General features: G+C 49.5%; 16 protein-coding genes. 1 reads left to right on the top strand and 15 read right to left on the bottom strand.

Going from position 1 to position 21,427, the window contains the following annotated elements; translation table 11 throughout:
• Positions 1-60 precede the first annotated feature (60 nt).
• The 7 genes from R0I52_RS04945 to epmB all read right to left on the bottom strand — a co-directional run bounded on the left by R0I52_RS04945 (position 61) and on the right by epmB (position 10,585).
• The gene (locus tag R0I52_RS04945; protein ID WP_317053411.1) at positions 61-2,376 is read right to left on the bottom strand and encodes a DUF3488 and transglutaminase-like domain-containing protein; all 2,316 of its coding nucleotides are present in this window, start codon (positions 2,374-2,376) and stop codon (positions 61-63) included.
• Positions 2,373-3,434 (bottom strand): hypothetical protein, encoded by a 1,062-nt coding sequence (locus R0I52_RS04940; protein WP_317053410.1) that lies wholly within the window; start codon positions 3,432-3,434, stop codon positions 2,373-2,375. The genes R0I52_RS04945 and R0I52_RS04940 overlap by 4 nt, the downstream gene beginning before the upstream one ends.
• An 84-nt stretch (positions 3,435-3,518) precedes the next feature.
• A complete protein-coding gene (locus R0I52_RS04935; protein WP_317053409.1) occupies positions 3,519-4,547 on the bottom strand; it encodes a MoxR family ATPase in 1,029 nt (342 codons plus the stop codon).
• Positions 4,548-4,595: 48 nt separating this feature from the next.
• On the bottom strand, positions 4,596-5,054 hold the full coding sequence (locus R0I52_RS04930) for a c-type cytochrome (RefSeq protein ID WP_317053408.1): 459 nt from the start codon (positions 5,052-5,054) through the stop codon (positions 4,596-4,598).
• A gap of 56 nt (positions 5,055-5,110) precedes the next feature.
• Complete coding sequence (locus R0I52_RS04925) at positions 5,111-7,195, bottom strand: EAL domain-containing protein (RefSeq protein WP_317053407.1); 2,085 nt, start codon at positions 7,193-7,195, stop codon at positions 5,111-5,113.
• A 294-nt stretch (positions 7,196-7,489) separates the two neighbouring features.
• Positions 7,490-9,283, bottom strand: a complete 1,794-nt coding sequence (locus R0I52_RS04920) for a hypothetical protein (RefSeq protein ID WP_317053406.1) — start codon at positions 9,281-9,283, stop codon at positions 7,490-7,492.
• Between the two features lie 294 nt (positions 9,284-9,577).
• Positions 9,578-10,585, bottom strand: coding sequence for an EF-P beta-lysylation protein EpmB (gene epmB / locus R0I52_RS04915; RefSeq protein ID WP_317053405.1), 1,008 nt, complete (start codon positions 10,583-10,585; stop codon positions 9,578-9,580).
• Positions 10,586-10,779: 194 nt separating this feature from the next.
• On the opposite strand from epmB, the gene efp reads away from it, so the two are divergent.
• Positions 10,780-11,352: an elongation factor P gene (gene efp, locus R0I52_RS04910; protein ID WP_075100517.1), complete on the top strand. Its 573-nt coding sequence runs from the start codon at positions 10,780-10,782 to the stop codon at positions 11,350-11,352.
• 84 nt (positions 11,353-11,436) lie between these two features.
• Here efp and R0I52_RS04905 read toward each other — a convergent pair whose 3' ends face one another.
• The 8 genes from R0I52_RS04905 to ssb form a co-directional block, all read right to left on the bottom strand.
• Positions 11,437-13,200 carry a GAF domain-containing hybrid sensor histidine kinase/response regulator gene (locus R0I52_RS04905; protein ID WP_317053404.1) on the bottom strand — a complete coding sequence of 588 codons (1,764 nt, stop codon included), beginning with the start codon at positions 13,198-13,200 and terminating at the stop codon, positions 11,437-11,439.
• A 35-nt stretch (positions 13,201-13,235) separates the two neighbouring features.
• A complete protein-coding gene (locus R0I52_RS04900) occupies positions 13,236-14,051 on the bottom strand; it encodes a tRNA threonylcarbamoyladenosine dehydratase (RefSeq protein ID WP_317053403.1) in 816 nt (271 codons plus the stop codon).
• A 103-nt stretch (positions 14,052-14,154) separates the two neighbouring features.
• Complete coding sequence (locus R0I52_RS04895; protein WP_317053402.1) at positions 14,155-15,162, bottom strand: TatD family hydrolase; 1,008 nt, start codon at positions 15,160-15,162, stop codon at positions 14,155-14,157.
• A 516-nt stretch (positions 15,163-15,678) separates the two neighbouring features.
• Positions 15,679-17,922: a type II secretion system secretin GspD gene (gspD, locus tag R0I52_RS04890; RefSeq protein ID WP_317053401.1), complete on the bottom strand. Its 2,244-nt coding sequence runs from the start codon at positions 17,920-17,922 to the stop codon at positions 15,679-15,681.
• Positions 17,923-18,127: 205 nt separating this feature from the next.
• A complete protein-coding gene (locus R0I52_RS04885) occupies positions 18,128-19,021 on the bottom strand; it encodes a type II secretion system protein N (protein WP_317053400.1) in 894 nt (297 codons plus the stop codon).
• Positions 19,022-19,030: 9 nt separating this feature from the next.
• The gene (gspN, locus tag R0I52_RS04880; RefSeq protein WP_317053399.1) at positions 19,031-19,861 is read right to left on the bottom strand and encodes a type II secretion system protein N; all 831 of its coding nucleotides are present in this window, start codon (positions 19,859-19,861) and stop codon (positions 19,031-19,033) included.
• 162 nt (positions 19,862-20,023) lie between these two features.
• Positions 20,024-20,347 carry an H-NS family nucleoid-associated regulatory protein gene (locus R0I52_RS04875; protein ID WP_105244013.1) on the bottom strand — a complete coding sequence of 108 codons (324 nt, stop codon included), beginning with the start codon at positions 20,345-20,347 and terminating at the stop codon, positions 20,024-20,026.
• A 468-nt stretch (positions 20,348-20,815) separates the two neighbouring features.
• Positions 20,816-21,418 carry a single-stranded DNA-binding protein gene (gene ssb, locus R0I52_RS04870; RefSeq protein ID WP_317053398.1) on the bottom strand — a complete coding sequence of 201 codons (603 nt, stop codon included), beginning with the start codon at positions 21,416-21,418 and terminating at the stop codon, positions 20,816-20,818.
• Positions 21,419-21,427 lie beyond the last annotated feature (9 nt).

Raw genomic sequence — 21,427 nt, 5'->3', positions numbered from 1 at the left:
GCCCCCTTTATCTCGTAAGCACATTATCCTATGCTCAATCATGCTGTCACAAATCCGCCATCAAAATAACTCACGTGCATCTTTCTTAAGCTGCTTTAGGACAGTTTGGTACTCGCTATCATTGGTTTCAAGGCTGCTTAGACGGCCATAACGCAGTTGCCGATAGTCTTGTTTCATTTGCAAGATTTTTGCTTGTACACTCTCTGAGTGCCCACTATTTGTTAGCTTACTCACTTTACTGCTCTTATTACTACTTTCAGCATTGGTATCGGCGTTGATATCAGTATTTGAATCATTTTCTCGGTCCTCAACCGCTATTGCCAAGCGCTCAAGCCAAGCCAGCTGCCCTTCACTCTCTTGACGAGCCAACTCTTTATCACTTTTACCAATGCGTTTTGATAGCTGTACCAGCGGCAGTTCTACTGGATGCCAACGCTGACGGCGACGGCGACGTTGCCAGATGATTAAGATGACTATAGACATCACTATGATAGCACTAACCGCCAGCCATACAATCTGCTGCATGAGTGTGCGGATATTAAACCATTTGAGTAGCGAGTCGGCTTGCTTGTCCTGATCATAGCCAACGATGTCTTTTTGCCAATAATAACTGGCTTGATCTGAGAGGCGGCGTAAGGTTTGTAGTAGCTGATACTGCTGATAGCTGACTTGGGCGGCAGCGCCCTCGCCAAACATCGCCGCGCCCTGCGACCGCGTCAGAGCCTCCATCCCTTGCTCGATGCGCTCAGGCGCGACAAAGGCGGTCGGATCGACACGTAGCCAGCTTTGACCTTCAAGCCAGACCTCCGTCCAAGCGTGCGCGTCTTTTTGCCGCACTTCCCAGACATTGCCGCCGCGGCTGGGCTCACCGCCTTGATAGCCTGCCACGACGCGCGCAGGAATACCAGCGGCGCGCATCATAAAGGTGAAGCTGGAAGCATAATGCTCACAAAACCCCGCTTTGGTCTCAAACAAAAACCCATCGATACGGTTACTAGCTAAACGCGGCGGAGACAGTGTATAACGAAATTCCGTTTGGTTAATCCAGCGCTCCAGTGCCTGCATATAGCGCACAGGGTCTGAGCCTGACTGAGCGAATAACTGCTGCGCCAATATTCGCGCTTGCGGGTTGCCGTCAGCTGGCAGTGTAAGATTGAGACGGCGCGACTCATCAGAGAGAATCGGATCGATACGCATCGGTGCAAACTGCAATACCTCGTAGCGCAACTGCTGAGTCAACGGTTGATCTTTTAACAAAGTAAAATCTGAGGTGATTTTGACGTCTTGGCGCTGCGTAAACGGATAATCAAGCCCAAACAGCCAGCTTTGCTGCGTTGGCTCTAGGATAACCTCATAGTTGGTCGGCGCAACTTTTGCCTTATCAGGGATAGTTGCAAAGGCATTCTCAATCCAAGCAGGTGCTTGCGGTGCAGGCTGCCACTCTTGTTGCTGAGGGCTAGGACGCCACGTCACCCCATCAAAGTCGCTAAAGACCAAGCCGCGCCAATAGAGCTGCTGCTGCGGGGGACGCTTGTCTGCAAACTCTACCCGAAACGCCAGCTCGGTCGATTGTCCCAAATTGGCAAAATCGCCAGGCGACATACTATCAGAGACACCCGTGGTCGCCTGCTGACCTGAGAGCTGCACTGACCAAAGCGGCGGCAGGCGCGGAAAAAACAAAAACAACACGACCAATAATGGCAATGCGCCGATACCGAGCACGCCCAACGTACGCAGACGCCCATCACCGCGCGTATTGCCGTCGTCATTTAACGCAATAAAGGCCAGCAGCACCGTCACCGCCCCCACGATTACCTCAAGCGTCGTGACCAAGCCTTGATCCATCAAAAACAGCGCGGCGAGGACAAATAGCGATAAGTTTAATACCACATAGGCATCACGGCGCTTATAGAGCTCCCACAGCTTACTAATCAAGCACAGCACCAAAAACGCCACACCCATATCGAGGCCGAAAGCGGTGTGATAAGTCAGCCATAGCCCTGCCAGCCCTAACAAAAACCCGAGCATCTGCATGCCCTGATAGACGCGTTTTAGATGTGCTATTTTTTTAAATTGCGCTTTGACGCCGGGCATCTGAGCAATGATACTGACCACCGCAAATCCCATTAGCCATAATGGCAGATGGGCTGCATGCGGTAAGATAATGACCACTTGGGCGATCAACACCCAGTAGTAGGCAGGCAAAGCAAAAAACTTGGCATATCCGCTTGGCCTTTCACCGCGTACTATCTGTGCGCTGCGATGATCACCCAAGGCCAACTGCTCAAAGCTGGCAGCGTTTATAGCGTTTGCTTTATCAAAGCGACTCGATGACGCTATCGTTTTTTTTGATAGAGGCTGCGTAGAGTTATTCATGGCGCTTTTGCCAACCTTAGCAAGCACGCTTGTACAAAGCTGTCACCAGCCCCCATCGCCGCGCCTTCAGGCTTATCTTGCGGTAGTTGCATCGTAAAGGGTACGCCCAGCTCACCCAAGGTCTGTACGCCATAAGCCAGCTGTGCCAGTTTTTGTTCATGATGCGCGGCTGGCATATCGGCATAATCCAACGCTTGCTCATGACCGACCGGATCGGCGAAATGCTTGGTAAACATGCCTTGACCTCGTGCCACATGCCCCCACGACACACGGGCCAGCGACTCACCTTCGATATAGTTGTCGAGCCGCTCAAAATCATCTTGACCTTGCTGATATTGCCCGCCTGTTGGCAGATCTTTTTCATTGGCTAGCGCATACTGTGCTTGCCAATCAAAAGCCTCAGGTTTAGGATACACCCAAGCGCGACGGGCAAAATACACATAAGACCAGGCGCGCATAATGCCGAGCGGGTAGACGGTTTTGATGGTGAGTCTGGGGAGCACCAGCTGGCCGCGGCTATGCGTTTGTACTGGCAGGCGAATCGTTTGCTCGCCTTGCAGTCGTGTCACTAGTATCGACTCTAGGGTACTAGCGCTATTCTTGATTTTCTTATTGGCTTTTTTATCTATCTTGCCATTAGCCTTACTATTCGCTTGGCCGTCAGCTTGCTCAAAACCAAATAATAGTTGCCGTTTTGGTTGACGGCTTTCACTAATCAGTTGCAAGGTCACCCAGACAGGCGCACCCGCCTCTGCCATAGTGACATCTATCAATTGCACCTTGAGACCTGAGACATGAGCAAAGGTCACATGAAAGCTGATCAGCCAAACGCTAACCAAATAAAAGCACAAACCCAGCACCAAGTTGTTGCCATAATTGATGCCAGCAATAAAAGTGATGATTAATAAAACGGCAAACAGCAGGCCTTCACGGCTAAAAAAAATATAGACATTACGCAGCGTGAGGGTGGCGCTATCGCTTTTGGGCGCACGCGCGGCAAACCAGCGGCGTAGTGCAGAGTCCGCTGGTACAGTAAAGGCATTTGGCAACAGACTCATAACGACCCTATCCTCAAAATTAATAGTCTTATCGCTAATAAACGAGCAACTTTAGAAGTGAGTCTATTATGAGTAAACAGACGGTCAAACAATAACAGCCACTTCTGCCAAAATACGTTGGGCGATGGTCTGCATCGCTTGTCCACCAGTCACATGCGCGGGCACAAAACGCTGACCAAGGCGATGATCGGTGACGGCAGCAAACACCGCTTGGATGTCCTCTGGTGCCACCTCCTGATGCCCCGATACATACGCATAAGCCTGCGCCGCACGCTGTAGCGACAGCACACCTCGCGGCGACAAACCATGATACTCCGAGCTGGCGCGTGTCTTTGCAACCAGCCGCTGCAGATAGTCCAAGACCACATCGGCGACATACACTTGCTTGACGCCTTGCTGCGCCAATAGTACCGCTTCGGTATCAAGTGCAGCAGGCAAGCCTTTGAGCAGCTCGCGGCGATCTTGACCTTGCAAAAGCTCACGCTCAGCGGCAGGCGATGGATAGCCAAGCGATATACACAATAAAAACCTGTCAAGCTGCGACTCAGGCAGTGGATAGACGCCTGCTTGCTGTAATGGGTTTTGGGTGGCAATGACAAAAAACGGCTGCGGCAGCGTATAGGTTTGCCCATCTTGTGTGACTTGCCGCTCCTCCATGGCCTCTAGCAGTGCGCTTTGGGTTTTGGGGCTAGAGCGGTTGATTTCATCCGCAAGTAACAACTGCGTAAAGATCGGCCCTGGCCGAAACTCAAAGCGCTGGTTTTTTTGCTCAAAGATACTCATGCCCAAAATATCAGCGGGCAGCATGTCATTGGTAAACTGCACACGATTAAAGCTTAGGCCAAGCAGCTGGGCTAGCCCTTGTGCCAATGTGGTCTTGCCCATACCAGGCAAGTCTTGTAGCAATAAATGACCACCCGCCAATATACCACTAAGCGCCAGCTTAATCGCCTGCGGCTTATCTAAAACGATGTGGTTTAGTTGCTCAAGCAGCTGAGCTATTTTTTGCTGATTGTGCTGATAGTCAGCGGCACTCAAGGCCGCCGTATCTGCCAGCTGCGTGGCTGGCTTAGAGGTGGTGGGAGAAGCGGGGTCGATCGCGGCATGGCTCATAGTCAGTTACTGGCTCATTTTGGAAGAATAAACATAACAAGTCTGCCATCAATTGGCATCATCGGTCACAGGCGGCGCGGCCCTTAGGGTTGACAGATAAGCAATCACATCTGCTCGCTCTTTTGCATCCGGCATCGGGTCTGAGAGCATTTTTGAGTCTGGCATACTCTTTTGCGCATCGGCGATATAAGGGTCTAGTGTCTGTGCATCCCATACCCAGCCTGACGCCTTTAGTCCTTCACTATAAGTATAATCCTCGAGGGCGGCGGCAGGCGCGCCGTAGATATTCATCAGCTGCGGGCCTTTTTTGTTCAGTCCTGCATTTAGCTGATGGCACTGACCGCAGGCATCTTGATAAATGATCGCACCGTTGTCGGCATCGCCCTCAGTATATAGCGGCAATGTCACAGGGTCACGGTGATCAGCAGGCACTTGCTCTCCGCACGCACTGAGCAATAAAACAGCGGCAACAAGGCCGCACAAACGATACTGACGAATCATAAACATGTTTGACAATCTTCAGTTAAAAGGTATGACAGTTAAAAACAGGATGAGGCATGACGTTATGAGACTTTTATGGTCGCACTGGGCGCTTCTAGATAGTATCCTTGCAAATAGCGTGCGCCCACACTCCACGCCACCGACATCGTCGCGGCATCCTCGATATATGGCATGAGTACGTCAGCATGGACCTCAGACGTACGCATAATCAAAGACTTAACCGTGTTTAGGTTATCCGCAGAATTGATGTCTTGGATATAGCTTCGCGCTAAACGCACCATATCTGGCTGTACAAAGCTGGCGATTTCGATAGACTTAGCAGATGAGCCAAAGTTATTGATACCTAACTGACAGCTGACTTGTGTCAACGCCGAAAACTGGGTTTTGGCAACGGTCAGATAGTCTAAGATGTCTTTTTCATTAAACTGCAGTGTCAAGACTCCAGCAGCACCGCCGACCGCCTTGATCAACTGACTGGCCACATTTGGCAGTTTTTTGTCGACCAGCGACGCCCCAGTGAGCTGCACCAACAGTCTGGCCTCAGGATGGGTCTTACGGACTTCGTTTATTTTTTTGCAGGCATTGATTAGTACCCAGCGGTCGATTTTTTCTAATAAATTATGCGTCTTGGCGACAGCCATGAACTGATCAGGGGTGAGTACGGTATTGTCAGCATCTGCCAGCGGTAAGCGCAGATACACCTCAAAAAAGTCGCTACGGTCTTTGTTAATGTCATATATGGGCTGAAATGACAGCTCAAAACGATTGTTGGTAATGGCATCGACCAAAGATTCAGCCAATGCATGATCATCGCTGTTGGCATGCTCACTTGGGTCATACAAGTGGTACGTCCCACCATGATTGGAAGTCTCTATCATGATTTGATTGATGGCATCGATAGCACGCTCGAGCAGTACATTGGGCTCTGCAGCGCTTTTCTCTATCTTCACGATACCAATACTGACGGTGGTACTGATGGTACGCTTATCGACTTCGATAAACATCTCACTAATGCGTGTGACAATGTGCTGTGCCAAATATTTTAGCTCGCTGGCGCTTTTGTCTTCGACAAGCACCGTAAACACCGTATCACTAAAGCGGCTCACATGCCCGTCTTCTATCAGCTCATCTAACATATAGGCGACTTGCTTGACCGTCGCATCGACCCCTTGTAGGCCCAAACTGCTTCTTATTTTACCCACATTATCGAGCTGAATATACAAAAGCCCTGCTGTCAGTAGCCCTTGTCTTGCCTGCTCGTACACCAGCGCCATTTGTTTTTCAAAACCATGGCGATTATCGATACCGGTTAGCTTGTCTTTACGCTCAGCCTCCGCTAAACGCTTGGCCACCTCAGCGCTGTTATTGGTGTTTTGCTGAATGATAACTTGGGTGACAGGCTCACCGTCTAAGGTGGCTGAGGCAAGCTGTAGTTTGGCCTCAAAGGTGCTACCATCTGTACGTTTGCTTTCAAACTCAAACTCCACCTCTTGTCGATTGCCTTTGTCAAACTGCCGCAAAAACTGTTTAAAGCCTTTGACACTATCCCCGCCTGAAATCAAATCAACGACTGGCACGCCGATGGCATCATTCATAGTTTTAAAGCCAAAAAGCTGCAAATAAGGGTCGTTGGCAAATATATGGATGCCTTGATCGATATAGGCGACCGCGCTTTTGGAGTTTTTAATCAAGACGTTCGCGCGTTGCTCCGCCTCAGAGATGACATGGCGCAGCGTCTTTAGCTCACGGCGGCTGCGCAAGTTGTCATGTTGCAAGCAAATGGCCATCACCACTGCCATCTCTTGCTCGGCTTTGAGCGCCTTGACCATTGTACCACTGACGATAGCTGGCAAGCCGTCGTCATTTTGTGCGGTGGCTGCCGCCTCATCATGAAACAAGCAAATCATCGGCAGATCAATACTCTGCTCTTGCACGATGCCCACCACTTCGGTGAAGTTCATGTCATAAGCACTGCCAAACACCAATACATCCCATGGCTGACGCAACAGCCTTAGCAGCTCTTCTTTATCGTCCAAAAATCCCAAATTCACACTGTCATAATAAGCGCTCAATAACTGCACAAGTCGCTCAGCATAGAGCTGATCATCATTGATGACTAACAGGTTTAGCATAGACTGAGTGCGCATAAATGGCCTTTTAATCTTATGATCATACGATCGTATTTTATCAGTGATGTTTGATACCTGAGCTTGCTTGGTCGATGCTTGGTCAGCAGATTGGGTATCGCATCAATAGAGTAACAATTTGTGCCATTATAGACAATAACTGCACCCCCTGCAGGTGGACTTCATTAGGCAGTGGTCCACGCAGCGCTTTTTAGTACTTATCTATAACTCAAACGCTCAAAAAAAAGCTTTATAGCGTCTATTAAAGGCTTGCTGGAGCTTACTTTCAATCGAACAGCAGTGCTGGTAGTCAAGCTATAAGCGCAGCACTTCATATTGGCTAAACTCATCAGTCATTAGTAAGCGTCGCCCCAAACGTAACGGCGTCTGCTGCTGATTGATACGCATGATGACCCGATCATCGGCCTGAAAATGGGCGGTTGGGACAATGAGGCTTGCCACAGTTTGGAGCTGCTCGTCTTTCCCCATGATAAAAGCTGGCACAAAGTGCCGGTCACGCGTGTCATCACCATCGACACGTAGGCCGCAAGCCGCGGGATTGTGCCCGAGTACCTGCCACTCAATCTCTGGCGTAGCGCCATCGGCATTGACCCAGCGAGTCAGCCCTATCGAGCAATCAAGGGTGGTCGCGGTTTCAGTACGACATAACAGAAAAAGCCTCATGATCTGTAATGGTGGCGGTGTGGCCGCGCGCTCATCACGGGTTTCATGACTGGTGTCATACTGGATACCTGCATCTATAGGTAGAGGACTCAAATCGAGCTGCCCAGTCCGCGTCGGTGGTTGACGATCTGGTGGCATACTCTCTGGCTCAGCGCGCAGTCGCAAGATACGAAACAACGATAAGGTATCATTGCCATCAAATGTCTCAACGTTCAGCCGCGTATGAGTGTTAGTGGGCAGCTGATGGGTATCATAATGAGGCCGGTGTGCCTCTGGCAGCTCGTTTGCTACAATCAATCTGGTGAAGCTGCAGCCCTGACTGACTCGGTAATGCATGTCGTTAAATCCGCTAATCACCACAGCGTCTTGCTTTGAGCTATACTTGGTGGGCAACGTCAGCTGAGGTTGCAAATAGCGATACGTGAGCGTCATGATTACTTTATTGAGCAGCGCGCACGCCACCGCCTCCCGGCCTTCTTTTATCAATACCTGCCTGCGTGCCTGCAGATAGGTAATCATCGGTGTCAGCTCTATAAATAAGCACTCATACCGATCCTCATAGGGATTGATGCATGAATGAGCTGTCAAATAAGTGGGCGGCTGACTGTCTTTTAAATTGACAAACACTCGGGTTTCGCTCTCAGGCTCTATGGTGGCTAGCAGATGCTCGGCCCACTCAGGCAACAAGCGCTGCACCAACAAGATATTAGGGCGACGCATGGCACGTACGTTCAATAAACTGTGCAAACATAGCTGACAGTACAGGCGGTGAATGCTATCTGCGCGCTGAGTGAGCGTATGAGCGCTCAGATTCATCAACGTTAGGCGCTGCTGATGAGCAAGATAATACAGCTGATTGATCTTAGACCATAAGTACGATGACGGCTTTTGGTAGCAGAGCGCCGCCTCGCCTAAGAGCTTTTGATACATCAATAGTGACTGATAGATAGCAAGGGCGAGCACGACTGATGCGCGCTTTTCATGGTGAAAATAACGCTGCCAACCGTTTTTTAGGACAGAGTCAGCAGGACTCATTGACACGGCCATCTCACGCTGTATGACACCATCATAGATCATGATAATCAAATAGTATAACGACCGAACTTGAGCCACGTACGCCATCTGTGCCTCACTAAAGGCGGCGGTCTCATAAATATAGTGTTGGCGCAGCGCTACAATCAATTGCTCAGCGGCCTCGATGACACGAGCGGTGAGATTAAGGCGCTGCTCTTCCTCCATATCTACCGCCTGCAAGCCCTTCAAAATCTCTTCTAGCCGCTCAGCTTGCGCCTCATGTGTCTGTGACGGCAGGCTGGTCAATAGTGTCTGCAAATAGCGCGCTTCACTATCAACAGAACGCCTTGCTGTCGTTGACTGCAGTTTTGTAGTAGACAAAAACTTTTGAAACGTCGATAGGGTAATCATCCAGATTCCTAATAACTTTTAATCCTAATAACTTTTAGTGATATCGAATAGTTTGGCAGCAAAGCAGTTTTGTCAGACAGGCAAGCAAGAAAAGCTGATGCCAGTTGCACGTTAATATCAGCGTATCGATTTTACTTCGAATTGACTATACCTTAATACCATCCTTACCCGCACGCTTGATAAATCCTTTACCAAGCGTCACTATTGATATTGATTATTTGGTAGTCAGCAGCTCGCCCACTCTTTATTAGTCATTCTTTGTTTACTAATTTTTAATATAGCATATTTTGCATATCAAGCATCATGGTAAATGTTAACCGGCACTTTAAAGGGTTTATTCGGTAATTCTCTGACCAACTTGGGTACCAGATACCCTGGCAAAGCCGCCAGCAGCGACCAGTATAGCCTTACAGCGCTGTGCTCATCACTATCAAAATGGGCAGCGCCTGCCACTTTATCCAAAACGTGTAAATAATACGGCAGCACACCGGCGGCAAACAGGCGCTGACTGAGCTGCGTCTGTATCGCCACACTATCATTGATGCCTTTTAACAACACCGCTTGGTTGAGTAACGTAATGCCAGCGGCTCTTGCACGCTGTAGATACTCCGCCGTCAGCGTGTCAATCTCATTGGCATGATTGCAGTGGATGACCATCACAATTTGACAGCGGCTTTGGGCTAGCCTATCTAATAGCGGCGCATCCAAACGCGCAGGAATCACAAGCGGTAAGCGCGTATGCAGACGAATGGTGGTCAGCTGCGGGATAGCTTCAAGCGTATCCAGCCATGCAAACAGCCGCCTGTTGGTCACATTTAGGGGATCACCGCCACTTAAGATAACCTCATTGATTTCAGGGTGCGCTGTGATATAGTCAATGATATGTGCTTTGGCATCGGCGGTGGGCATGTTGGCACTATAATCAAAGTGCTGACGAAAGCAGTAGCGGCAATGAATCGCACAAGCCCCCGTGATGGTCAGCAGCACTCTTGATTGGTATTTGTGCAGCAGGCCTTTGATAGGGTTTTGGTCGTTTTCCGCTAGCGGGTCCGCCACGTAGCCTGTGACCTTGATTTGCTCTTGCTGATCGGGCAAGACTTGTTTGAGCAGCGGGTCCTCGCGGTCACCGACTTTCATTTTCGCAACAAAAGCACGCGGCACACGCAGCGCAAAGTGTTTCGGCACATAGACCTCTGTGCGTAGCGTCTCGAGCTTTAGGATGCTAAGCAACTCATCCACGGATGTAATGGCTTCGGATAATTGCGTTTGCCAGTTTTTTTGTGTGATTAAATGGTTTATCATGACAGCCTATTACCTGTGCCCAAAAGCCGCTATTATACGCCCTTAGTGTCTACCCTATCAAAGTATCCCGCCTAGCCTATTTTGCTAAGTGCGACAGACACAAGTGATGGTATAGGTTTTGGCGCAACAAGCCCTGCAACCACCAGCACATAGCATAGTGATACCCCCTACTTACAAACCCTTAGGAGTCTCTTGTGGCAAGTTTTTCTACCAATGAATTTAAAGCAGGTCTAAAAGTCATGCTGGATGGCAATCCTTGTGCCATTCTCGAAAACGAATTTGTCAAACCAGGTAAAGGTCAAGCCTTTAACCGCGTCAAACTGCGTAACCTTCGTAGTGGCAAAGTGCTTGAGCAAACATTTAAATCAGGCGAAAGCTTGGAAGCCGCTGACGTACTAGACACTGAAATGAACTATCTATACAACGATGGTGAATTTTGGCACTTTATGCATCCAGAAACCTTTGAGCAGCTGCAAGCTGACAAAGCGGCTGTTGGTGATGCGCCAAAATGGCTAAAAGACAACAGTAACGAGCTTTGTGTCATTACTTTGTTTAATGGTGTGCCTTTGTCTGTCACGCCGCCAAACTTTGTCGAATTGCAAATCACAGAGACCGATCCTGGCGTACGCGGCGACACCTCAGGCGGCGGCGGCAAACCTGCCACGCTAGAGACTGGCGCGGTTGTACGTGTACCATTATTTGTCCAGCAGGGCGAAGTGGTCCGTGTGGATACCCGTACTGGCGACTACCAGACCCGTGTCAACTAGTCGACACTTACTGTTTACTGATTATTACTGAGTACAAAAAAAGCTTAACCTTTATCATAAAGGTTAAGCTTTTTTATTGCCCCGCTATTCTTGATTGGATGATTGCTGAATCAGCCAATACTGCACCAGTGCATTGAGCTGCTCTTGTTTAAAGGGTTTGGTGCAATAATCCTGCATCCCAACCTTGAGGTATTTTTCACGCTCGCCGTCCATCGCGTTGGCCGTCAAAGCGATGATTGGCGGCAAAGACTGCGGATCATAGAGCTCGTGTAGCTTGACGGTGGCCTGCACCCCATCCAAAATCGGCATATGGTGATCCATCAAAATCAGATCATAGCGATCAGGCGATACGGCAAATATCTCAAGCGCTTGCTGTCCATCCGTGACGTGGGTGACGACATGCCCACTGTTGGTCAGGGTTTTTTTGGCAATAATGGCGTTTACCGCATCGTCTTCGACCAGCAAGATATGACCTGCCCGCTCATGACTTGGCTCATCTGTGATGAGCTCATTGGAATCCTGCCAAGTTTCATATTTGGCAGCATCGATGGTTGGCAGCGGTAGCAGGACACTAAACGTCGTGCCAACGCCCACTTCGCTGTCGACATTGATTTCACCGCCCATCAAGTCTACCAACGACTTACAGACAGATAGCCCAAGCCCTGTACCGCCATAAAGCCGGTGCGTCGACTTATCCGCTTGATCATAGGCATCAAATATCGCCTCTAACGACTCAGGCTTGATGCCTACCCCCGTGTCGGTCACCTCGATACATACGGTCATATAGTCAGCAGACACTGCCGTATCATCGGCAGTATGGTCAGGGTGTTCGGTGTCGTCGGCACAGTGGCAGTTGGGCACGTGCTTGACCGCGATACTCACCCGACCCCCTTCACGGGTAAACTTGATGGCATTATTGACCAGATTGGCGATGATTTGTTTGAGCCGTATCGGATCGCCTTGTACATAAGGCGATAGCGATTCAGTATAGTGATAATCTAACATCAGCCCGCGCTGACGCGCCTTTATCGCAAAGAGGCTCACCACCTCGTTGCATAACGTGGAGAGGTTGAGCGGAATGGAGTCAATAGTCATTTTGCCAGATTCAACTTTTGATAAGTCCAAAATCCCATTGATAATCGCCATCAAATGCTCATTGGATACCTTGATATTGTCCACGTATTCTTGTTGCTCGTCACTAAGCTCCGTCTCGCTTAGCATCTCCACCATACCGATGATGCCATTCATCGGTGTCCGTATCTCGTGGCTCATATTGGCCAAAAAATCCGATTTCATCTCATTGGCATGCTTGGCATCGCGCTGCTTGTCTTGTAGCTGTAACGCATCTGCTGCGATCATGGCAAATTGCGCCAGTACTTTGGCTTGCGACTCATCAAAGTCGTAGTGCGGTTTGGTATCCATCAGGCACAAAGAGCCCAAGCGAAAGCTTTTATGATCCTCGTGTAAGATAATGGGCGCCCCTGCATAAAACCGTAAATGCGGTGACTCGGTAATCAAAGGGTTTTGGCTAAAGCGGCTGTCCTTTGATAAGTCTGCTACCACAAATACGTCATTGGAGAGCACCGTATAATTACAGATTGCCACTTCACGTGAGGTTCGGCATACTTCACCTAAGCCATGAGCAGACTTGAGGTATTGCGTCTCCTCGTCCATAAAAGTGATGGTGACAATCGGCATACCAAAAAAAGACTTGGCCAGCTCTACCAAACGCTTAAATGCAGGCTCATCATTGTCATTGAGCACTTGATACTTTCTTAGCTTGTTGATACGCGCAGCGTCATCGACTGCGACCGGATAGCTGAGCGTTGGCAAGTTGGTTGTAGACAAGATGGACTCCATTTAATAATCTCAGACGATTGGCATTACGCGGTCTGCTTTATCAATAATTGTAACGCTTCGCTCACCATGACCATGGCCACCACTGAGGTGACGACGACGGCTGAGCCATAACCACCACAATGCAAGCCACCTGTTTGACAGCTTTTATCTACTCGCGGCGGCTCTGTAGAGTAGACACATTTGATACCAAACTTATCTTTTAGCTCGCGGTTGATGCCTTTTTCGTGTCGGAGCTTGTTACGCAGTTTGGCCAGTAGCGGGTCTTGATAGCTCTCACGCAAGTCACTCACTCGAATTTGGCTTGGGTCTATCTTACCACCAGCGCCCCCAGCACAGACCAGTTTCAATTTATTAAAACGGCAGTGCAACGCGATGGCCAGCTTAGCATTCATATCGTCCACACAGTCGAGCACCACAATCGGCTTGCCCTGCTGGGCGGCTGTTTTGGCCGTATCGCGATTGGGCAATAACGCTGCAACATTCTCTACTGTCAAAAAATCATCGACCAAGTTTATGGTGATTTTTGGGTTGATTTCATGCAAGCGTGTGGCCATCGCTGCAATTTTACTTTGACCAAAGGTACTGTCTAGTGCCGGCAGTTGACGGTTGACATTGGAGGCGACCAACACGTCCAAATCTATCAAGGTAATGGTGCCGACCGCAGTGCGAGCCAGCGCCTCTGCCGCCCAAGAGCCGACACCGCCCACCCCGATGACATAGACGTGAGCGGCGGCAAAGGTGTCTGCCGCTGCTGCGCCATAAAGCGTCTTGGTACCCTGAAAGCGGCGCTCATACTGCCCATCTTCGGCCGCTTGCACCGCCAAAGGTGCGCTGCTCATCGCTTCATTTATTTGCTCAAAACTTTTTGTATCACTTATCACAGATTCAACGCTCTTTTAGATTAAAATGACTTGTCTACATGATGCTTGATTTTCTACCCCATTATACGGGATAAGGCCAATGCGTTTGTAAAGCATCATTGCTGTTTTGCCATAACTGTTTGGCAAGCTCCTCGATGGGTATCTCAAGCAGCTCACTGAGACTCGCCAGCACCCATGGCAAGTTGGCCGGTACGTTCCTATTGTGAGCGCATCCTGCAGTAGACGTCGCGCCCCACTCATCATCTGGAGATTGGCCTAATGCCGATGCGCTGTCACCTGCTGTCTGACACATGATGGGCGTCATATCAGGGCAATCCGTCTCTAACACCAAACAGCTGATGCCATGCTCTTTTACCGCCGCACTAATCGCACGGCGCAGTTTTTTGGCATTGGGATTGGTGACTTGCCCTGTCACTCCCAGCTTAAAACCGAGTTTGACAAAAGCCTTGGCTTCTTGCTCGCCGCCGCTAAAGCTATGAGCGATACCACCGAGCTGCTGCGCGTCGTAGTCGTGCGCTTTTAAAATAGCCAGTGCCTCTGCATGCGCCTTACGGATATGCAACATCACAGGCAACTGATGCGCCACTGCCATGTCCAGCTGTGCGCAAAAAAACTGCTGCTGCTTGGCAAACACGGCAGGGACTTTCATGGCATCTGTAAACGTATCTAGTCCAATCTCACCGATGGCAATAGGACGCTGCTGCTCCAGCATCTGAGCCATATCCGCTAAGTGCTGGTCAGTATGCTGCTCAATATAAAAAGGATGCAAACCTAACGCAATATGCGTGACAGGCATCGGCGGGTGGTCGCAATTATCCCAGTCTTTATCTTGAGCTGCATCAGTCGCCGTGAGTGCGTGCTTGGTCTCATACATACGCTCGAAATGACGCGCCAAATACCCCACCAGTACCAAATGACGCACCCCTCGCTCATAGGCTTGTTGCGCAAGTGCTATGCGGTCATGGTCAAATACAGGCGCATCAAAGTGCGTGTGCGTATCGATGAGCGGGTAGATAGTAGATATCCTCTCATGGTCATGGCTCAGGGTTGATGAATCGCTAGCGGTCATAATTCGTCACTCCACGGCACGCATTGGGTCTCTGGCAGCTATCTTTATCTTGGTTTTTTGTATCGCCGCTTGATTCGGGCATGTCATAAGTGGTCTGCGCAGCCCTCATGGCAGCTCGTGTCAGACTGTCGGCTACTACGCCGAGGGATAAGTAACAAAGCCGCCGCGGTTAGCCCCAATGCCAGCCATTTTTTTGTTGTCTGTTTATGGTCTTTGTACTTATTGTCTCTATGCTTGTTGTCTTTATGCTTGGTCATTTTGATGCTCTGACATGATAGCTGCTCTTGATACTTGCTTAGTTTTTTGGTAATTGATACCAAAAATTACTTATTACCCATTATTATACGGCGATATCAAGTGTGCTATGTGTATCTGTGTTATGAATGCGCAAGCTAATGTACGATGTTATGTGCGTGATTACATCATGATCCGGCCTCGTAAGCGCGTTCGCTTTATGCCGGATTGATGATAGTGAATTAAAAAATTGGTGAATTAAAAACCAGCTACCATCTGCCATCAGCGCTTTAACGGATAGGTGGTGATACCGCTACTTGGGCTGTCTACTTTTGTAAAGCCTTGCGGCGCAGCAGTTGGGGTTTGATCGCGCTTGGGTACGAGAGGGTTGAGCGGCATCAGTTCATAGTCGGCGCTGACATCGCCATTCCAGCCTTCTGTACCACTCAGGGGCAACTGTTTGATTGTGCCGTTTTTATCAATGACCAGCTGTAGCACGCGCATCTGATTGTATTTACGCTCAGTGACACTCGCGACCGCACCGCCATCACGTAAGATGGTGGGCTGCAAAAATATGATTAGATTGCTTTTTTGGGTGCTGTCGTTGTCTGAGCGAAACAACCGACCAATCACAGGGACATTGCCCAGCCCTGGGACTTTTTGTTGGCGGGTGGTAGTGTTGTCACGCATCAGGCCACCTAAAGCGATAGTCTGCTGATCGTCTGCCAAAATCGTGGTATTAATCAGGCTTTTATTGGTAATCAGTCCGCTCGCGTTGCCAGTACTGCCAGGCACCACCGATGAAACCTCTTGTGAGACCTCAAGGCGTACCGTGCCATTGTCACCGATATGCGGAATGACATTGAGGTTGATACCGATGTCCTGACGATCAATGGTCTGAAAAGGATTGGTCGAGGAGTTACCACTGGTCGTATAAGAACCTGTGACAAAGGGTACGTTTTGCCCGACCAAGATACTGGCTTTTTCGTTGTCCAACGTCAAGATAGAAGGCATCGACAGCAGATTGGCACTGGTCGTCGAGTCAAGCGCTTGTAAGATTGCGCCATAAAACTGAGTGTTGCCTTGGCTGTCTTTGCTGCTATCACCGATACCGACCAACGCGCCTGCTATCGAGCCGGCAGCGGCACTGATACTCGACCCACCTGCTAAAGCGGCGGCGGCAAGTGATGTGGCACTAGCGCCTACGTTATTGAAGTTGACCACACCGTAGCCGCTATTGGCATTGCCCAGCGCCCACTGTACGCCAAGCTGGGTAGCATCATCGCCTGAGACTTCGACGATCGCTGCCTGAATCAACACTTGCGCGCGGCGACTGTCTAGCTGGTTGACGGCATCTTCGATCTCAAACATCAGCTCAGGGGCGGCGTTGACGATAACGGCGTTTTGGGTTTCATCAGCGATGATACTAAAGGGTCGACCATTTGCACTGGCGCTGCCAGTACCAGCGCCTGCAGAAGACAACGCCGATGCAGCCGTACTATTCGTACTGGTATCGTTGGCAGCACTGCTCAGTCCTGCCCCGGCACTACTGGCGTCGTTTAGGGAGGCAGATTCTAAAGTAGAGGTCGCCCCTGCACTATTGATCGACTGATTGGCCAGCAGTCCGCGTAGCATCTCTGCAATATGACTGGCACTGGCATACTTTAGACGAAAGACCCGTAAGCCGCTAAGACGCCTGCTAGGCGTGGTATCTAGTTGATTTACCATCTCTTGTACTTTGGCGATCATCTCAGGGCTACCCTTGACCAATAGCCTATCGCTGGCACTATCAGCAATCACCTTCAGCTGATTACTACCGCCTTGTGCTTGCCCGCTGCCTGCACTAGAGACCAATGCACTGATCAGCTCCATCATACGCTCAGAATCGACATGGCGTAACGGTATCACGCGCAAGCTATCATTGACATTGCTGTCCAAATCGCGGATGAGCGCCGTCAGCTGATTGAGGCTATCGGCGCGATCAGACAACACCAGCGCATTGACACCAGGTACCGCAGCAGCATGGGCAGACTGCGGCATCAGGGGCCGAATGACGCCCAATACTTCTGCAGCCTGAGTATTGGTCAGATAAATCACGCGTGTGGCCAAAGACTCACCGACACTATCTCCGCGCAAATCGACGGCGACGCCAGATTGCTTGGCGACATTATCAGGCACCAGCTTGACCGTCGTACCAGAATCAATCGCGGCAATGCCATTGACCTGCATCACACTCAAAAACAGCTGGTAAATCTCATCACGTGATAAGGCTTTGTTTGAAATCACCGTTACATTGCCATTGATACGCGGGTCGAGGACGAAATTTTGATTGGTGATGGTCGCCACTTCATTGATAAACGCCTTGATATCAGCGTCTTGTAAGTTGACCTTCCAGCTCTCAGCACTCGCAATCCCTGTACTGGCAGCCCATAGCGGTATCGCCAGACATAAAGGACGACACATACGCATCAGACGCTGCATAATACGCTGCAAAGGTGTGACTGAAAATTTGTGAGAACTGACCATATTGATAATTACCTGCAGTGATATTGCTAAATATGTACTGGCTTTAGGTCAAAACCTACCTAGCCAGCATTTAAAACCACTATGTGAGCGTGAAGACTCAAACACAACGATACAACTGAGCGAACGCCTAATCCATCTGGTGATGGGCTTACTATAAATGCGATAAATCCAAAGTCGCAACCTTGCCGCAACCTGTTAGATGGCATCAAAACTGCTGACGAATGGTGATCACTTGCTCGCCGCGCTGCACTTGTATCTGCGCCTCGCCAGTTTGCTGGACTTGCTGCAATATGCCCGCGTCTTGGGCAGGATTGTTGCCCACACTTTGCCCATTGACCGTGATGACCTTGTCCCCTGGCTCAAGACCCAAGCGATTACGCAGTTGCGCTGGCATCGCCGCCGTCACTTGATAGCTCTCTCCTGATGCCATTACCCCCATTCTACTCAGATAGCTGGCGGGGTTATCTTGCAGCTCGTTGATCGCCTCGGCGATGGCTGATTGCGGACTACTGGCACGAGCGTCGCTGCCTGTCATGGCCGCCTCATTATTTATATCAGCTGGCAGCGGCGCGGTGGGCAACATCGTATGATCTGGCAAACGCTGGTTGCTCACAGCGCCTGCTATGTTATCGCTTTGATCCAGCGCCATCGCCTCAACCATTCTAATCACAGTTTGCTTGTCAAAGGCATCAGCGATGACGACAGCATTCCAATCGACGGCCACCAATGCATAGTCGCTACCTGTCAACGTATCACCGATACGATAGTTTTTTACCTCACCATTGACATCGAGTAATGCCGATGACTGGCTCTCTGGCATAGCGAGCAGCACCCCTTTTAACTCGACATTTGGGGGCGGCTGTGCAGGCGCTGCACTCGGCTCAGGATCAGCGAAGATCGCAAACAAACCTGCGTTGTCATTGCCTGAAGCCGTGCTGCTTTGTAATGGCGCTAAGGGCAAGGCTGGTGCGAGCGGTGCCGCCAGCAAGAGCCAAAACAACCGCGCCGCTGTCCAGCACAGCCATACCATGGCCAAAAACAGCAACCAACCCGAAAAACGATTTAGGATATTGAGGACAGGCTTGAGATTTGCGCTCATATTCAGCATTTACTGCGCCCCCAAACCAGCCAATAACGGCTGACGCACACTGACGACTGGTGTATCTTGCGGCGCTTGTCCTTTATAGTCGGGCATGTTTTCTAGCAGACGTTGGGTCAAACTGACATCTAGCATATTATCGCCATCGATATATAAGTCACCCAAGCGCTTATCTTGTTGGTTTAGTAGATTGATATGCAAAAGGTTTTTGTTGTTTTTTTGCTCAGCGCTCAGCTCAGCACGCAGCGCAGGCATAGTGATATAAAATACCTTCCCGCCACTTGGATAGCCAACCTCGCCACCCACCCACGTAAGCTGACCATCTGCTTGGCTAAAGCCTGCCGCCTTGGCGCTGGTCGCTGACTCATCGGCGGTGGTACCGCTAGCTGTCTGGCGTTTGAGCGAGACATTATTGACCTGAATTGGTGTATTGGGCAGTTGCCAATCGATGATACCGGCAAGGGTGGACGGGGCAATTTTGCCACTCATATTATCTACCTGCCACGAGTGCCAGCCTATTTTTACTTGCCCATGCAGGCGGGTTTGCTCTGATTGGATCTCAACCTTGGCACCGAGCTTACCGAGCAGCAACTGCCAAGGCTGCCATGACCAGTCGGCTGTCCCCGTAAGCGAGCTTGCTGCCACAGGCATCTGCCAAATAGCAGACCCTTGCCAGAGATTGCCCGATACGTGCTGCACATAAGGCGTATCTGGCGCATACTTGTTGAGCACCCATGCGGCAGGCATTTGCAGTACCGCAAATAGCGCAAAGAGCACCAGCCCAACGAGCCACCACAGCTTACGGGGACGCTTATGAGACGACGCAGATACTTGGGGCACAGTGTGATAACTCTTATATAAGACAAAAACGTCATTATCATAACAAACAATGGCATACAGATGACAGAAAAAAAGCCAGTATCTTTTTACCAAAAGACTGGCAAAAAAGATACTGGCTTTTATCTGATGCTTGGCTCAGCAACCAGACGCTGGCTGTGCTAATTAAACAGCAAAGTCTTCAAGTTTGCGACCTGCGGCCAACGCCTCTACCAACCAGGTAGGCTTGCGGCCACGGCCCGTCCACGTCTCTTCGCTGTTGTCGGTATTGCGGTATTTAATACTGCGTTTTTTCTCCAGCGTCTCACCGGCTTTTAAAATCTCTTCGATAGTGGTATTGCTGTCTTCTGCAATTTTTTCGAACTGCATATAAGCGTCATATAAACGCTGATGCTGTTTTTTAGCGATAAGTTGCTGAGCGTTTTCGGTAATGGCACGTAGCTCATCAACGCCTAAACTATCTAAATCAATAGCACTATTTTTAGTCATAATAAATCCAACTCTATAATAAAATAACAATCTCAATGATCTCATGAATCATTAAGGACGTAACTGACTCAGTATCTGAGTTAGCACTTAATCATATGATAACGGCGTTAAGATTATAAACCCATTCAATGTCATCTGATTTAAAATAGCTCGATATCGCCATACTCAAACCAAGAAAGGTTTTGGGTCATAAAACTTATCCGTAAAAGTAATATAAACAAAAACATCGCTTATCACAACAGTAGTTTTTTATACGTTTTTGTATAGGCTCAGCAGACAGTAAACTTAAGTAAATTTTTAATTCGCTATTACTCCCAATTATTTCTTAATCTTATAAACAATCGCATTTAATAACGAACAAACTTTTTTTATTAAAATAAAAAACTTCAATAATAAAAACAGATATAAAAAAGGGTCTATTGATATAGACCCCTTCTGATTTAATCGACATTATTAGATTACGTATTCCTAGAACGGAATATCATCATCGACTGGACCATCAGGCATCGCTGTTGGCTTAGGCTGAGAGGCATTTTGCGCTGGCTGATTGAATGGGTTTTGCTGAGGGTTGCTTTGGTTGTTATAAGCATTTTGATTGTTATAACCCCCTTGATTACTGCCTTGCGCCATGCCTTGAGCTGCCACGCCGCCCGCTTGGTTGTAGCCGCCTTGCTGACCAAAGCTGTTTTGGCCGCCTTGATTACCATAGCTCCCGCCTTGGCTTTGACCGCCACCGCTGGCGCCATCGAGCATCTGCATTTGCTCAGCGCGAATCTCGGTGATATAGCGATCTTGACCATTTTGGTCTTGGTATTTACGCGTGCGCAAACTGCCCTCGATATAGACCTTACTGCCTTTACGAAGATACTGCGCTGCAATCTCGCCTAGACGATTAAAGAGTGAGATACGATGCCATTCAGTTGCTTCTCTTTTTTCGCCGCTTTGCTTGTCTGTCCACTGCTCTGATGTCGCAACCGAGATATTGGTCACGCTACCACCGTTGTTAAACTGACGCGCCTCAGGGTCTGCTCCAAGGTTACCGATGATGATAACTTTATTAACTCCGCGCATGGTACCGTC

It is taken from the genome of Psychrobacter sp. CAM01, from assembly GCF_032842965.1.
In the GTDB taxonomy this organism is placed as follows: Bacteria; Pseudomonadota; Gammaproteobacteria; order Pseudomonadales; family Moraxellaceae; genus Psychrobacter; species Psychrobacter celer.
The sequence above is the reverse complement of the archived record's forward strand: the minus strand, read 5'-3'. Positions and strand labels throughout refer to the sequence as shown.

What these genes read in the sequence shown, in the direction of transcription:
- R0I52_RS04945 (WP_317053411.1), bottom strand. Translation starts at nt 2,376, where the DNA reads ATGAATAACTCTACGCAGCCTCTATCAAAAAAAACGATAGCGTCATCG.
- R0I52_RS04940 (WP_317053410.1), bottom strand. Translation starts at nt 3,434, where the DNA reads ATGAGTCTGTTGCCAAATGCCTTTACTGTACCAGCGGACTCTGCACTA.
- R0I52_RS04935 (WP_317053409.1), bottom strand. Translation starts at nt 4,547, where the DNA reads ATGAGCCATGCCGCGATCGACCCCGCTTCTCCCACCACCTCTAAGCCA.
- R0I52_RS04930 (WP_317053408.1), bottom strand. Translation starts at nt 5,054, where the DNA reads ATGTTTATGATTCGTCAGTATCGTTTGTGCGGCCTTGTTGCCGCTGTT.
- R0I52_RS04925 (WP_317053407.1), bottom strand. Translation starts at nt 7,195, where the DNA reads ATGCGCACTCAGTCTATGCTAAACCTGTTAGTCATCAATGATGATCAG.
- R0I52_RS04920 (WP_317053406.1), bottom strand. Translation starts at nt 9,283, where the DNA reads ATGATTACCCTATCGACGTTTCAAAAGTTTTTGTCTACTACAAAACTG.
- epmB (WP_317053405.1), bottom strand. Translation starts at nt 10,585, where the DNA reads ATGATAAACCATTTAATCACACAAAAAAACTGGCAAACGCAATTATCC.
- R0I52_RS04900 (WP_317053403.1), bottom strand. Translation starts at nt 14,051, where the DNA reads ATGAGCAGCGCACCTTTGGCGGTGCAAGCGGCCGAAGATGGGCAGTAT.
- R0I52_RS04895 (WP_317053402.1), bottom strand. Translation starts at nt 15,162, where the DNA reads ATGACCGCTAGCGATTCATCAACCCTGAGCCATGACCATGAGAGGATA.
- gspD (WP_317053401.1), bottom strand. Translation starts at nt 17,922, where the DNA reads ATGGTCAGTTCTCACAAATTTTCAGTCACACCTTTGCAGCGTATTATG.
- R0I52_RS04885 (WP_317053400.1), bottom strand. Translation starts at nt 19,021, where the DNA reads ATGAGCGCAAATCTCAAGCCTGTCCTCAATATCCTAAATCGTTTTTCG.
- R0I52_RS04875 (WP_105244013.1), bottom strand. Translation starts at nt 20,347, where the DNA reads ATGACTAAAAATAGTGCTATTGATTTAGATAGTTTAGGCGTTGATGAG.
- ssb (WP_317053398.1), bottom strand. Translation starts at nt 21,418, where the DNA reads ATGCGCGGAGTTAATAAAGTTATCATCATCGGTAACCTTGGAGCAGAC.